Origin of the sequence: Mammaliicoccus stepanovicii, from assembly GCF_002902525.1 — a bacterium.
In the GTDB taxonomy this organism is placed as follows: Bacteria; Bacillota; Bacilli; order Staphylococcales; family Staphylococcaceae; genus Mammaliicoccus; species Mammaliicoccus stepanovicii.
Genome location: NZ_PPQZ01000055.1, coordinates 1 through 15101, shown reverse-complemented (window position 1 = coordinate 15101; position 15101 = coordinate 1). Strand labels below are relative to the sequence as shown.

Genomic DNA, 15101 nt, shown 5'->3' with positions numbered 1-15101 from the left:
GTACAAATGTTCTGTATTGACTTTATCAAGTTCTAATGGTCTTTCTTAATTTTGTGTAAAAAATGTAAAATATAATAAGCTTTATATTATAAATTTAAAACTTTAGTAGCATTACCTATTGAAAAGTTTTATAATTCAATTAAGCAAACTTATTTATCATATTTTCGTAATTTACTTAATTCATTTTTTGAAGTGTCCATACATAATTTTTTAAGTATGTTCTGATACAGCATACAGAAGGGGTGATGATATGCCAGAATCAAATATCGAGAACTATTCATCTAAGGCTAAAGAATTGTTAAACCTTAAGATTATTACTAAAGAGGAATATGATGAGCGTATAAAAGATTATACTGATTATACAAATAGTGAAGGTAAATACGCAAGAAAACATTAATAACTATTAAACAAAAAAGAAGTGATTAACCATTATCCAAGATATCGGTTAATCACTTCTTTCTATTATTATTCTATTTATAGCGCGTTTGCCATCCAAGTTACACCAAATGGATCTGTAAATGATCCGAACATTGGAGACCACTCTACTTTATCTAGTTTCATGTCCATTTTACAACCAGCTTCTTCAGCTTTGTTAAATAAGTCAACAATTGCTTCTCTATCAGCTTCGTTGTCATACTTAAATTGGAAACAAACTTGTGCACCTTCATTATCAATTTCTTTGTTTTGCCAAGTGTCACTACATAAAAATGTTTGTCCCAATAATGTGAAGCTTGCATTCATAGTAAATGATTCTGGTAATTTGAATTCATCAGGGGCATCTTTAAATCTTTCATCATTTCCAGCGATTCTCATGATATCTGTAGCACCAAGTTTTTCTTCATAAAATTTTAATGCTTCAATACTGTTCTGAAAGTTAAAGTACGTATTTACATCCATTATAACGCCTCCTATTTATTGGTATTTCAAATTAATTATAAGATTATATTACTCATTATACAAGTAAGTTTACTTCGTCATTTCTATATCTATAGAACTACGACCGTTTAGCCTCATATCAGCCCTTTTACCGTTTAAATATAAGAAGTGCGCGACTGAACCAATCATAGCAGCATTATCTGTACATAAATTTAAAGGTGGTATCGTTAAATTGATATTTAAATCTTGGCAATTTTTTTGTAAAGCTTCACGAAGGCCTTTATTAGCTGCAACGCCTCCTGCTACTACCAATTCATTAACATTATATTCTTTGATTGCAGAAATCGTTTTTCCGACTAATACTTCAACGACACTATTTTGAAAACTCGTAGCCACATCTTTACTTACAATTTCTTCATTTTTTTGTTTTTTATTATGAAGTGTATTGATGACTGCACTTTTCAAACCACTAAAGCTAAAATCATAACTGTCTTTTTCTAACCAAACTCTTGGAAAATTCAGTGTGTCTTCACCTAATTGGGCAAGTCGATCAATCTCCGGTCCTCCTGGATACGGTAGTCCGATTGTTCTTGCAACTTTATCATATGCTTCTCCAACAGCATCGTCTCTTGTTTCTCCAATTATTTCAAAATCTAAATGATCTTTCATATATATCAGTTCTGTATGCCCACCAGAAACGATTAATGCTATTAAAGGAAATTTTAAAGGTTGGATTAAATGATTTGCATAAATATGGCCTGCAATATGGTGTACTGGAATGAGCGGTTTTTGATGACTGAATGCTAATGCTTTTGCACTAGCTACACCAATTAATAAAGCACCTATAAGCCCCGGCCCTTCTGTTACTGCTACTGCATCAATTTCTTCCATAGATGTATTTGCGTTTTTTAGTGCTTCGTCTATAACTTGTGTCATGACTTCTACATGTTGTCTACTTGCAACTTCTGGTACGACACCTCCGAACTTTTTGTGTGTCATCATCTGAGTTACAACTTCATTACTAATTATTTCATTACCGTTTTTTATCACACTGGCAGCAGTTTCATCACAACTTGTTTCAATACTTAATATTAATGACTCTTTCATTATTTTAAGCTCACCCACATTACTTTTGCATCCTCTCCGTCACCGTAGTAATTTTTTCGAATTCCACCATACTTAAATCCAGCTTTTTCATATATATGTCTAGCTGTATCATTTTCTAATCTCACTTCTAAACTCATCGTTGTACATGTTTCACTTGCAAAATTCATGACATACTTAAGTAATAATTGCCCTATCCCACTATTTCTATAGTTCTTATTAACGGATATTGTCGTAATTTGTGCTTGGTCAATGACTAACCATAATCCACAATAAGCAATAATGTCCTCACCTAAAGTTACAACGAAATAATGAGCAAATTCATTTTTTTCCAATTCATGATAAAAAGCTTCCAAAGACCACGAACTATTTGAGAAGCTTTGTTTTTCTATATCATAAACTTTCAAAACATCATCCGATGTCATTTTTCTAATTTTTAAATCTTGGTTTGATTGTTTTTCCAATTTTGTTCCGCCTCTGATAATTTTAAATAACGTGGTTTTAAGTCATGCACATTTGAAATTGCTTCACCTTTAATTTTCATCATGAGAGATGCATTAGGTAATACCGGATCGACTTCACCATTTAACCTCTTAGATAATGATTGTGAATCAATCCCAATGAATATATATGTCTGATCAGTTGATTTTAAAAATTCATTCAAATCATCTATTGATATATAGCAATCTTCCATAATAGTAATTAAATTGTTATGTTCTTTTTTATAAACACCTGCAAATACATGTTCACGTCTCGCATCAAATAATGGAACAAGTAATGTATCATTTCTATCACTTACATTTGCTAGTGCTTTTAATGATGATACTTCATAAACTGGAATATTTAATGTATATGCCATCGTCTTTGCTGTTGTAATACCAATTCTTAAACCAGTGTATGAACCTGGTCCATTTGCAACCACGATTTCAGATAAATCTTTAGGCTTTATATTTGCTTCATTCATTAATTGTTCAATAACTGGCATTAATTGTAATGAATGGTTTTTCTTCAAATTTGATTGATAATTTAATAGTGTTGTTTGTTCCTCAACTATTGAAACTGCCAATGGCTGATTTGAAGTATCAATTAACAATGTGGTCATCATTTAACACTTCCTCTAATTGTTTATAATGTTCTCCAATTGAAATAATTTCAAAAATTCTATGACTTTCATCTATATACTTAATATTAATTTCCAATCTTTCATCAGGTAAATAATCACTAATGAATTCTCCCCATTCTACTATTGTAACGCCATCAGAATTAAAATATTCATCAAAGCCTAAATCTTCATCACTATCTTCTAATCTATAACAATCCATATGATGAAATGGCAATCTTCCTTTATAAGACTTAATTATATTGAACGTAGGTGAATTAATATTTCTTCTAACGCCTAATCCTTTTCCAAAATATTGGCTAAATGTTGTTTTTCCAGCTCCAAGATCACCATTTAACAATATGACATCATTTTCAGATACAACCTGCGCTAATTTTTCGGCTATTAATTTAGTTTGTTCTAAGTTTTCTATTTGAAGGATCAATTTTTCACACCTACTTTAATCATTTTTTATTATATAAACTAACTGAATTATTATAACAAATAATCAAATGAATGGGTAATTAATGAAATTCTATCAAATAAAGCGCTTACATTATCTAAATATTTAGAAAAATGCAAATCTTCTGTTGACAGGTTTGTTTATATGGGTTAAATTAAGTACATAAATTTTTTAACTATTCAAAAATCTTAATAAAAATATTATCCACATTTAATTCAGAAAGGACGAGTTGTAATGAAATTCTATACGACGGCAAATAAACCAAAAACCGACAACAACATATTAGTAATTTTATTACGCTCAGAAGGACTCGAACAACAGTAACTTGAAATTTACTGTATGGTTTAAGTCCTATTTCTGATTGAATGGGACTCGTAGTAGTGTCCCTTTAATTTAAGGGACACTACTTTTTTTATTTTCTAGAGGAGTGTAATTATGAGAAGTGACATGATAAAAAAAGGTGATCAACAAGCCCCAGCAAGAAGTTTATTACATGCAACTGGACAGATTAAGAGCCCTACAGATATGAATAAACCTTTCATAGCAATCTGTAACTCATATATCGATATTGTTCCTGGACATGTTCATTTAAGAGAGCTAGCTGATATCGCTAAAGAAGCAATTAGAGAAGCTGGTGGCATTCCATTTGAGTTTAATACGATTGGTGTTGACGATGGCATTGCAATGGGACATATCGGTATGCGCTATTCCTTACCTAGTAGAGAAGTTATAGCAGATGCAGCGGAAACAGTTATCAATGCTCACTGGTTTGATGGTGTATTCTACATGCCAAACTGTGACAAGATTACACCGGGTATGTTATTAGCATCTGTTAGAACGAACGTACCAGCAATCTTTTGTTCTGGTGGACCTATGAAAGCTGGACTTTCAGCAACTGGTAAAGCGTTAACGCTATCTTCAATGTTTGAAGCGGTTGGAACATTCAAAAGTGGTTCAATGAGTAAAGAAGAGTTTTTAGATATGGAACAAAATGCATGTCCAACTTGTGGGTCATGTGCTGGTATGTTTACAGCGAATTCAATGAACTGCTTAATGGAAGTATTAGGATTAGCCTTACCTTATAACGGTACAGCAATTGCAGTTGGTGAAGAACGAAAAGAATTAATTCGAGAAGCAGCATTTAAATTAATGGATTTAGTTAAAAAAGACATTAAACCTAAAGATATTATCACAAAAGGTGCAATTGACGACGCATTTGCTTTAGACATGGCAATGGGCGGTTCCACAAATACCGTACTTCATACACTTGCACTAGCAAATGAAGCTGGTATTGAATACGACTTAAATAGAGTGAATGAAATTGCTAAGCGTACACCATACCTTTCTAAGATAGCGCCAAGTTCTTCTTATTCTATGCATGATGTACATGAAGCCGGCGGTGTTCCCGCTATAATTGGTGAGTTATTAACAATGGATAACGTATTACATCCTGATCGTATTACAGTTACAGGAAATACGTTAAGAGAAAATAATGAAAACAGAAAAATTACAAATACTGATGTTATTCATAAAAAAGAAGATGCTTTCTCAAAAACTGGTGGGCTATCTATTCTCTTTGGCAATATTGCCCCAGATGGAGCAGCAATTAAAGTTGGTGGCGTCGATCCATCTATTAAAAAATTCGTAGGAAAAGCAATTTGTTTCAATTCTCATGACGAAGCTGTAGAAGCAATCGACAATCATACTGTTCGTGAAGGACATGTAGTAGTCATTCGTTATGAAGGACCTAAAGGTGGTCCTGGAATGCCTGAAATGTTAGCCCCTACTTCTTCTATTGTAGGTAGAGGTTTAGGGAAAGACGTTGCACTTATTACTGATGGAAGATTCTCTGGTGCTACTAGAGGTGTTGCAGTTGGTCATATTTCTCCAGAAGCAGCAGCTGGTGGCCCAATCGGATTAATAGAAGATGGTGATGAAATCGTCATTGATTTAACAAATCGCAAGTTAGATGTAAATGTATCAGATGCTGAATTACATGCAAGAAAACAAAACATTGAGCCTTTTAAAGCTAAAGTGAAAACTGGATACTTAGCTCGTTATACTGCCCTTGTAACAAGTGCAAACACAGGTGGCATCATGAAAGTACCAGATGAATTAATCTAAGGAGTGATTATTATGGCACTAAGTACTAAATCATACAATGAACCAGATGAAGCTACTAAAGAAAAGACATATACGTATACAGGAGCAGAACTTCTTGTTCAATCTTTTGTCGACCAAAAAGTCGAATTTATCTTTGGATACCCTGGTGGCGCAGTACTACCTTTATACGACGCTTTCTATGATGGGAAAGTGCCTCACATTTTAACAAGACATGAACAAGGCGCTGTACATGCTGCAGAAGGATATGCAAGAGTTACAGGAAAACCTGGTGTTGTAGTTGTGACAAGTGGTCCTGGTGCAACAAATACAATTACAGGTATTGCTGATGCGATGAGTGATTCAATACCACTTGTAGTTATAACTGGCCAAGTACATCGACCAGGCATCGGTAAAGATGCATTCCAAGAAGCAGATTTACTTTCAATGACAACACCAATTACGAAACATAATTATCAAGTCAAAGATGTCAAAGATATTCCAAGAATTATCAACGAAGCCTTTCATATTGCATCTACTGGTAGAAAAGGCCCAGTAGTTATAGATTTCCCTAAAGATATTGGGGTTCTTGAAACGATTGAAGTAACACCGAAAGATTTGGATTTACCAGGATATAATCTCAATCTAAATCCTGAGGATAAAGAAATCGAACAAATCATCAATATGATAAAGGTAGCCGAAAAACCAGTTATTCTATCTGGTGCAGGTGTCAATCATGCTGAAGCATCTAAAGAGCTTACAGAATTTGCTAATAAATACAAAATTCCTGTCGTGAATACTTTATTAGGTTTAGGGTCTATCCCCTACTCAGATCCTTTATTTTTAGGAATGGGTGGAATGCATGGTTCCTATGCAAGTAACATGGCATTAACTGAATGTGATTTACTTATAAATTTTGGTAGTAGATTTGACGACAGATTAGCAAGTAATCCAGATGAATTTGCTAAAGATGCCAAGGTTATTCATGTAGATATTGATCCATGTGAAATTAACAAAGTCATTCCAACAGATCTAGGTGTAATTGCTGATGCAAAACATACACTAGAGGCACTATTAGATTATGATGCACATGAACTCGTACATCACGAATGGTATGAACATTGTTTATCAAATAAGGCAACTTACCCATTTAAATATGATCAACCTACTGATGATTTCATAAAACCTCAACAAGCAATTGAGTACATCGGAAAAATTACAAACGGAGATGCATTAGTCGCGACAGATGTTGGTCAACATCAAATGTGGGCAGCACAGTACTATCCATTTAAAACACATGGTCAAATCATCACGAGTGGTGGCCTTGGAACTATGGGATTTGGTATCCCGGCAGCAATTGGTGCAAAGTTTGCATATCCAGATAAAACAGTTGTTGCATTTGTTGGTGATGGCGGCTTCCAAATGACAAATCAAGAAATGGCTATTTTAAATGAATTTAATAACGACATTAAAATTGTTCTTATTAATAATGGAACGCTTGGCATGGTAAAACAATGGCAAGATAAATTTTTCAATCAACGTTTTTCACATTCAGTATTTAATGGTCAACCTGATTTCATGAAACTATCCGAAAGTTATGGCGTCAAAGGATTCATGATTGACTCAAATGACAAACTAGAATCTACTTTAGATGAAGCATTTCAATATAAAGGTCCAGCGTTAATTGAAATTAGAATTTCACCAACTGAACCTGTACTACCAATGGTTCCTAGTGGCCAACCAAATTACAAAATGGAGGGCGTGGAATAATGAAGAGAACAATCAAGACACAAGTACTCGACAGAGCGGGTACACTCAACCGACTTACAAGTATTTTTGTAAGAAGACAATACAACATTGTTTCACTTTCAGCTACGCCTACGGAAACTGAGGGCATAAGTAACATTACATTTATAGTTGATGTTTCCGATGAAAGTTCTACAGAAACAATCATTAAGCAATTAGAAAAACAAGTTAATGTTTTGTCTGCTTTAGACATTACTGATACAAATTTATTCAATCGAGAACTCATCTTAATTAAATTAGGTCAGCCTGATAATTTTGAAGAATTCGAACAAATTATTAAGCCATATAAAAATCAAATGACCATTCTAAAAGATGTAGATGATCATATTTATTTACAAGCATTTGGAACCCATCAAACAATAGAAAATCTATTGAATGATTTAAACATATATCCAGTGACACAAGTGTCACGTACAGGTTCTGCAGGATTACTATAAAAATTAAAACAAATTAATGGAGGATTTTATTATGACTAAAGTATATTATGACAACACGGTAACAGAGGACGCATTACAAGGTAAGAAGATTGCAGTTATTGGCTACGGGTCACAAGGACATGCACATGCACAAAATTTAAAAGATAACGGCTATGATGTAGTTATCGGTATTCGTCCTGGTAAATCTTTTGATCAAGCTAAAGAAGATGGTTTTGAAGTATATCCAGTAGCTGAAGCGGTAAAACAATCAGATGTTGTAATGGTACTTTTACCAGATGAAATTCAAGGACAAGTATATAGAGAAGAAATCGAACCTAATTTAGAAGCAGGTAACGCTTTAGTATTTGCTCATGGATTCAACATTCACTTTAAAGTCATTCAACCACCTGAAAACGTTGATGTTTTCTTAGTGGCACCGAAAGGACCTGGTCATTTAGTTAGACGTACATTTACTGAAGGTAGTGCAGTTCCTGCCCTATTTGCTGTATTCCAAGATGCAACTGGCAAAGCTACACAGTTATCATTAAGTTATGCCAAAGGTATCGGTGCAACAAGAGCTGGCGTTATTGGAACAACATTCGAAGAAGAAACTGAGACAGATTTATTCGGCGAACAAGCAGTATTATGTGGTGGTGTTACGAAGTTAATCCAATCAGGATTTGAAACTTTAGTAGAAGCTGGTTACCAACCTGAAATTGCCTATTTTGAAGTACTACATGAAATGAAACTCATTGTAGACTTAATGTATGAAGGTGGAATGGAAAACATGCGTTATTCTATTTCAAATACTGCTGAATTTGGAGATTACGTTTCAGGTGAACGTGTTATTACACCAGACGTTAAAGACAATATGAAGGAAGTTCTTAAAGACATTCAATCAGGTGCATTTAGTGACCGATTTATTAAAGATAATGAAAATGGATTTGAAGAATTCTTAGCAATGCGTAAAAAACAACAAGGTCATCAAATTGAGGCAGTTGGTAGAGATTTACGTGACATGATGCCATTCGTTAAAGCTAAAAGTATTCAATCTAAATAATCGAAAGCGAACTTAAGGAGAGGATAATTATGTCAGAGCATATTCAAATATTTGATACAACTTTAAGAGATGGTGAACAAACACCAGGCGTCAATTTTACTTTTGATGAACGCCTTAAAATAGCTTTACAACTAGAAAAATGGGGAGTTGACGTGATAGAAGCTGGCTTCCCCGCTTCTAGTGAAGGAAGTTTTAAGTCTGTAGAAAGTATTGCAAATGCATTAACAACTACAGCAGTATGTGGTTTGGCTAGATGTACTAAGTCTGATATTGATGCAGTTCATGAATCTACAAAAAATGCACAACATAGACAAATACATGTATTCTTAGCAACAAGCCCTATCCACTTAGAGTTTAAGTTAAAGAAAACAGAAGAAGAAATTTTAGCATCAATTAAAGAAAATGTTGCGTATGCAAAAACACTATTTAATGATGTGCAATTTTCGCCTGAAGATGCGACAAGAACGCCGTTACCATTCTTAATTAAAGCTGTGCAAACTGCCGTAGATGCTGGCGCAAATATTATAAATATACCTGACACAGTTGGTTATTCTTATCCTAATGAATATGGTCAAATCTTTAAAACTCTTATCGAAACAATTGAAAGCAAACATGAAGTTATTTATAGCTCACATTGCCATGACGATTTAGGGCTAGCAGTTGCAAATGGACTTGCTGCATTCGAAAATGGTGCACGCCGTGTAGAAGGTGCAATCAATGGTATTGGTGAACGTGCTGGAAATACGTCACTTGAAGAAATCGCACTTGCCTTATATGTCAGACAAGATCATTATAATCTCACTACAAACATTAATTTATCTGAAACGAAAAACACAAGTGACATGATTAGTAGATTCTCTGGACTTCGAGTCCCTAGAAATAAAGCTATTGTTGGTAGAAATGCTTTTAGTCATGAATCTGGTATCCATCAAGACGGCATATTAAAAAATCCAGAAACATATGAAATCATGACACCACAACTTGTTGGTGTAGTTAAAAACACTTTACCACTTGGAAAACTATCAGGTAAACATGCATTTAGTCAAAAATTAATTGAACTAGGTTATGATTTATCACCTGATGAACAAGTTGAGGTATTTAAACAATTTAAGTCAGTTGCTGATAAGAAAAAACAAGTTACAGACCGAGATATTCACGCAATTATGCAAGGTAGTGAACACGAAGAAAATGCAATGTATAAAGTAAATGCACTGCAATTACAATTTGTTTCTAATGGACTACAAAGCGCTGTTGTTGTGATTGAAGATAAAGAAGGCAATACTTATCAAGACTCTTCAATTGGATCTGGATCAATTACTTCTATCTACAATGCAATAGATAGAATATTTGATCAATCACCAGAACTTCAACAATATCGTATTGAATCCATTACTGAAGGAACGGATGCTCAAGCAGAAGTGCATGTGCAAGTTGAATTTGAAGATCAAATATATACTGGCATTGGTATAGACTATGATATCTTATACGCTTCTTGTAAAGCATATGTTGAAGCTCATGCTAAATTTAGCGAAACTTCATTGAAAGAAGGCGTAAAGTCATGACATACAAAATCACTGCCCTTCCTGGAGATGGTATTGGACCAGAAATTATACAAGGAAGTTTAGAAATATTAGAAATTCTTTCAAACAAATTCAATTTTGATGTAGAAATAGAAACGAAAGATTTTGGAGGTATCGCCATTGACAAACATGGCGATCCACTTCCAAAAGATACGTTAGAATCATGTAAGAATAGCGATGCTATTTTATTAGGTGCTGTAGGTGGTCCTAATTGGACAGATCCAAAAAACAGACCTGAGCATGGATTACTAGGTATAAGAAAAGCTCTGAAACTCTTTGCTAATATTAGACCTACTATCGTAACAGAATCTACAGCGCATCTTTCGCCATTAAAGGAAAGCATCGTTAAAGATACTGACTTTATAATAGTGAGAGAACTTACTGGTGGATTATACTTTGGAGAACCTAAGTACTTTGATGAGAATCAAGCAGTTGACACTTTAACGTACACTGTTGATGAAATTACGAGAATTGCACATGTTGCATTTCAGTTAGCAGAAAAAAGAAATAAAAAAGTAACATCCGTAGATAAAGAGAATGTATTAAGTTCTTCTAAATTATGGAGAGCTACTTTAGATAATGTTTCAAAATCTTATCCTGACGTTGAACTAAATCATTTATTAGTTGACGCATGTAGTATGCATCTCATTACAAATCCGAAACAGTTCGATGTAATTGTTACTGAAAATTTATTTGGAGATATTTTAAGTGATGAAGCCTCAGTTATTCCTGGTTCTTTAGGTTTATCCCCTTCTGCAAGCTTTGGTGAAAGCGGACCAAGTTTATACGAACCAATCCATGGATCAGCACCAGACATAGCTGGACAAAATAAAGCTAATCCTAGCGGTATGCTTTTATCACTTGCTATGTGTCTCCGTGAAAGTTTAAATCAGCCGGAATGTGCACAACATTTAGAAGACATTGTCTTTTCTACAATAAATGAAGGCATCACTACTAAAGATTTAGGTGGAAACAAAAGTACTTCAGAAGTCTTCGAAACAATTAAGAAATCAATTTAACATAGGAGGTCAACGACATGTCACAAACATTATTTGATAAAGTATGGAATCGACATATAATTGCTGGTAAAGAAGGTGAACCACAATTATTATACATCGACTTACACCTTATACATGAAGTTACATCTCCTCAAGCTTTTGAAGGCTTAAGATTACACAACAGAACAGTAAGAAGACCTGACCTTACTTTTGGAACATTGGATCATAATGTACCGACTGTAGATATATTCAATATTAGAGATGAAATTGCTAATAAACAAATAAATGCATTACAGAAAAACTGTGAAGCATTTGGTGTAAAGTTATTTGATATGGGTTCAGATGAACAAGGCATTGTACACATGGTCGGTCCTGAAACAGGATTAACACAACCAGGTAAAACAATTGTTTGTGGAGATTCACATACAGCAACACATGGCGCATTTGGTGCAATAGCATTTGGAATTGGTACAAGTGAAGTCGAACACGTCTTTGCTACTCAAACACTATGGCAAACCAAGCCTAAAAATTTAAAAATCCAAGTTGATGGCACACTGCCTGTTGGTGTTTATGCAAAAGATCTTATTCTATATTTAATTAATCAATATGGCGTTGATTTCGGTAGTGGATACGCACTAGAATTCACTGGTGAAGCAATTTCAAATATGACAATGGATGAAAGAATGACTATTTGTAACATGGCAATTGAAGCCGGTGCTAAGTATGGAATGATGAAACCAGATGAAACAACTTTTGAATATGTTAGAGGACGTACTTATCAACCTGAAAACTTTGATGAAAAAATAGCAGATTGGAAAACATTATATTCAGACGAAGATGCTGTATATGATAAGACAATTACGATAGACGTTAGTGAACTTGAACCACAAGTTACTTGGGGAACGAGTCCAGAAATGGGTGTAAGTTTCAATACGCCCTTCCCAGAAATTAAAGATATAAATGATGAAAGAGCATATAACTATATGGGTCTACAGCCAGGGCAAACTGCTCATGATATTCCTTTAGGTTATGTATTCCTTGGTTCATGTACAAATGCTAGATTATCAGATTTAATTGAAGCAAGTAAAATTGTAAATGGTCACAAAGTGCATCAAGACATTACGGCAATAGTAGTTCCCGGATCAAGAAGTGTTAAGAAACAAGCGGAAGAATTAGGATTGGACAAAATCTTTAAAGATGCTGGTTTTGATTGGCGAGAACCCGGTTGTTCAATGTGTCTTGGTATGAATCCTGATCAAGTGCCTAATGGTGTACACTGTGCTTCTACAAGTAACCGTAATTTTGAAGGTAGACAAGGTAAAGGTGCAAGAACGCATCTTGTATCTCCTGCTATGGCTGCAGCTGCTGCTATTAACGGCAAATTTATTGATACTAGAAAGGTGGTTATCTAGTTGGAACCTATTAATATATTTAACGGTAAAACTGTTCCCCTACTCAATGATAATATCGATACTGATCAAATAATTCCTAAAGCTTTTCTAAAGCGTATTTCTAAAACTGGTTTCGGACCTTTCTTATTCGATGAATGGCGCTACCTTGAAGATGGCTCAGAAAATCCAGATTTCAATTTAAATAAACCTGAATATAAAGGTGCTAGCATTCTAATCTCTGGAGACAACTTTGGTTGTGGTTCATCACGTGAACATGCTGCATGGGCACTTAAAGATTTCGGTTTCTTTATTATAATAGCTGGAAGTTTTAGTGATATTTTCTATATGAATTGTACGAAAAACGGTATGCTACCTATTCAAATTGAAAATAAAACCGATAGAGAATCTATTGCTCAACATAGCAATATTACTATTGATTTACCTAAACAAGAAATTATTACACCAGAAGCTAAATATCATTTTGATATTGATAGTACATGGAAAAACAAACTTGTTAATGGTTTAGATGATATTGCTATTACTTTAACTTACGAAGATAAAATTACAGAATATGAAAAAACGCACAACTAATAGGAGTGATAGAATGACCTTGAAAACGCGATTAAGTGCTGTAGATATAGAGGAAGCATTTTTAAAAATAAAGGATACAGTAAAACAAACACCACTTGAAAAAGATTTATACTTATCACAAAAGTTCGACTGTAATGTCTACTTAAAAAGAGAAGACTTACAGTGGGTAAGATCTTTCAAGCTACGTGGTGCATTTTATGCAATTAATCAACTGTCTGACGAAGAAAGGAATAATGGTGTAAGTTGTGCTAGTGCAGGAAATCATGCACAAGGCATTGCATTTACAGCTAAACAATTAGAAATAAATGCCGTTATATTTATGCCAGTAACAACTCCTGCTCAAAAAATCAATCAAGTTAAATTCTTTGGTGGAGAATATGCACAAATTGAATTAATTGGTGATACATTTGATGATTGTTTAAAACACGCTTTAGCTTATACTGAAGAACATGGATTAAGTTTTATTGATCCTTTTGATAATATTAATACAATAGCTGGACAAGGTACGATAGCTAAAGAAATGGTTGATTTTGCCCAAGAAGAACATATAGAATTTGATTACTGCTTTGCTGCAATAGGTGGCGGTGGACTTATTTCTGGTGTAGGAACATACTTAAAAGATAAGATGCCTGCAACTCAAGTAGTTGGCGTTGAACCACTAGGTGCAAGTAGTATGGCTCAATCAGTTAAAGCAGACAAGATCATTACATTAACGGATATTGATAAGTTTGTTGATGGTGCCTCAGTTGGTAAGGTTGGCCAACTGACATTTGATATTTCTAAAAATGTGGTAGATCAATTCGTAGCAGTAGATGAAGGTGAAGTTTGTAGTACTATTTTAGATATGTATTCTAAACAAGCTATTATTGCGGAACCTGCTGGTGCTTTAAGTGTAACTGCACTTAATCATTTCAAAAACGAAATCAAAGGTAAAAATGTTATTTGTATCGTTAGCGGTGGTAACAATGATATAAACAGAATGAAAGAAATTGAAGAACGTTCTCTGTTATATGAAGACATGAAGCATTACTTTATAGTAAACTTCCCACAAAGACCAGGTGCATTAAGAGAGTTCGTTAATGATGTACTAGGACCTAATGATGATATTACAAAATTCGAATACTTAAAGAAATCAAGTCAGAATACAGGATCTGTAATAATTGGCATTCAATTAAAAGATCATAACGACTTAGATCAATTATATAAAAACGTAAGCGAATTTGATCCTAAATACATTTATATTAATCAGAATAAAAAGCTTTACTCACTCCTTATATAATTAAAATAAAAAAGTAAGCATATCACTACAGAACTGAACAAATCAGTTGAGTGATATGCTTATTTTTATAAAATTTTATAATGTTGTTAATTGTTTATCTTTTTACAATAATAATAGAAAGTAAACTCTCATTTATTATTATAAAATAGCTACTTTCCAATATTAGTTTAATTACTATTCAATACAAAAAAAGAGACCTAACAGGTCTCGAGTGCGGCTCATCGCATCCATTTTTAACGTATTGCCCGGCAACGTCCTACTCTCGCGGAACGTAAGTCCAACTACCATCGGCGCTAAAGAGCTTAACTTCTGTGTTCGGCATGGGAACAGGTGTGACC

Annotated in this window: 15 protein-coding genes and 1 rRNA gene; 10 read left to right on the top strand and 6 right to left on the bottom strand. The window is 34.0% G+C overall.

Annotated features, from left to right (window positions below):
- Positions 1 to 250 precede the first annotated feature (250 nt).
- Entirely contained in the window at positions 251 to 397 is a 147-nt protein-coding gene (locus CD111_RS12645; protein ID WP_169711987.1) for a hypothetical protein, read from the top strand.
- A gap of 77 nt (positions 398 to 474) precedes the next feature.
- Here the strand turns inward: CD111_RS12645 and CD111_RS08815 are convergent, their stop codons facing one another.
- From CD111_RS08815 to tsaE, 5 genes are all read right to left on the bottom strand, one after another.
- Positions 475 to 897 (bottom strand): VOC family protein, encoded by a 423-nt coding sequence (locus CD111_RS08815; protein WP_095086801.1) that lies wholly within the window; start codon positions 895 to 897, stop codon positions 475 to 477.
- 69 nt (positions 898 to 966) lie between these two features.
- Positions 967 to 1983 carry a tRNA (adenosine(37)-N6)-threonylcarbamoyltransferase complex transferase subunit TsaD gene (gene tsaD / locus CD111_RS08810; RefSeq protein WP_095090081.1) on the bottom strand — a complete coding sequence of 339 codons (1017 nt, stop codon included), beginning with the start codon at positions 1981 to 1983 and terminating at the stop codon, positions 967 to 969.
- Positions 1983 to 2444 carry a ribosomal protein S18-alanine N-acetyltransferase gene (gene rimI / locus CD111_RS08805; protein WP_095086798.1) on the bottom strand — a complete coding sequence of 154 codons (462 nt, stop codon included), beginning with the start codon at positions 2442 to 2444 and terminating at the stop codon, positions 1983 to 1985. Before rimI ends, tsaD begins: the two co-directional genes overlap by 1 nt.
- Positions 2417 to 3082 (bottom strand): tRNA (adenosine(37)-N6)-threonylcarbamoyltransferase complex dimerization subunit type 1 TsaB, encoded by a 666-nt coding sequence (gene tsaB / locus CD111_RS08800; RefSeq protein ID WP_095090083.1) that lies wholly within the window; start codon positions 3080 to 3082, stop codon positions 2417 to 2419. Before tsaB ends, rimI begins: the two co-directional genes overlap by 28 nt.
- On the bottom strand, positions 3063 to 3521 hold the full coding sequence (tsaE, locus tag CD111_RS08795; RefSeq protein WP_095090079.1) for a tRNA (adenosine(37)-N6)-threonylcarbamoyltransferase complex ATPase subunit type 1 TsaE: 459 nt from the start codon (positions 3519 to 3521) through the stop codon (positions 3063 to 3065). The genes tsaB and tsaE overlap by 20 nt, the downstream gene beginning before the upstream one ends.
- Positions 3522 to 3977: 456 nt before the next feature.
- On the opposite strand from tsaE, the gene ilvD reads away from it, so the two are divergent.
- The 9 genes from ilvD to ilvA are packed head-to-tail and all read left to right on the top strand — an operon-like array spanning position 3978 to position 14763.
- A complete protein-coding gene (gene ilvD, locus CD111_RS08790; protein ID WP_095086795.1) occupies positions 3978 to 5666 on the top strand; it encodes a dihydroxy-acid dehydratase in 1689 nt (562 codons plus the stop codon).
- 12 nt (positions 5667 to 5678) lie between these two features.
- Positions 5679 to 7412: a biosynthetic-type acetolactate synthase large subunit gene (gene ilvB / locus CD111_RS08785; RefSeq protein WP_095086792.1), complete on the top strand. Its 1734-nt coding sequence runs from the start codon at positions 5679 to 5681 to the stop codon at positions 7410 to 7412.
- The gene (ilvN, locus tag CD111_RS08780) at positions 7412 to 7885 is read left to right on the top strand and encodes an acetolactate synthase small subunit (RefSeq protein ID WP_095086789.1); all 474 of its coding nucleotides are present in this window, start codon (positions 7412 to 7414) and stop codon (positions 7883 to 7885) included. Before ilvB ends, ilvN begins: the two co-directional genes overlap by 1 nt.
- Before the next feature lie 31 nt (positions 7886 to 7916).
- Positions 7917 to 8924, top strand: coding sequence for a ketol-acid reductoisomerase (gene ilvC / locus CD111_RS08775; RefSeq protein ID WP_095086787.1), 1008 nt, complete (start codon positions 7917 to 7919; stop codon positions 8922 to 8924).
- A gap of 29 nt (positions 8925 to 8953) precedes the next feature.
- A complete protein-coding gene (locus CD111_RS08770; RefSeq protein WP_095086784.1) occupies positions 8954 to 10486 on the top strand; it encodes a 2-isopropylmalate synthase in 1533 nt (510 codons plus the stop codon).
- Positions 10483 to 11523, top strand: coding sequence for a 3-isopropylmalate dehydrogenase (leuB, locus tag CD111_RS08765; RefSeq protein WP_095086781.1), 1041 nt, complete (start codon positions 10483 to 10485; stop codon positions 11521 to 11523). The genes CD111_RS08770 and leuB overlap by 4 nt, the downstream gene beginning before the upstream one ends.
- A 17-nt stretch (positions 11524 to 11540) precedes the next feature.
- Entirely contained in the window at positions 11541 to 12914 is a 1374-nt protein-coding gene (leuC, locus tag CD111_RS08760) for a 3-isopropylmalate dehydratase large subunit (RefSeq protein WP_095086778.1), read from the top strand.
- A complete protein-coding gene (leuD, locus tag CD111_RS08755; RefSeq protein WP_095086776.1) occupies positions 12915 to 13484 on the top strand; it encodes a 3-isopropylmalate dehydratase small subunit in 570 nt (189 codons plus the stop codon).
- Between the two features lie 13 nt (positions 13485 to 13497).
- On the top strand, positions 13498 to 14763 hold the full coding sequence (gene ilvA, locus CD111_RS08750) for a threonine ammonia-lyase IlvA (RefSeq protein ID WP_095086773.1): 1266 nt from the start codon (positions 13498 to 13500) through the stop codon (positions 14761 to 14763).
- A gap of 243 nt (positions 14764 to 15006) precedes the next feature.
- On the opposite strand, the gene rrf is transcribed toward ilvA, so the two are convergent.
- A 5S ribosomal RNA gene (rrf, locus tag CD111_RS08745) occupies positions 15007 to 15101 on the bottom strand; the annotation flags it as partial.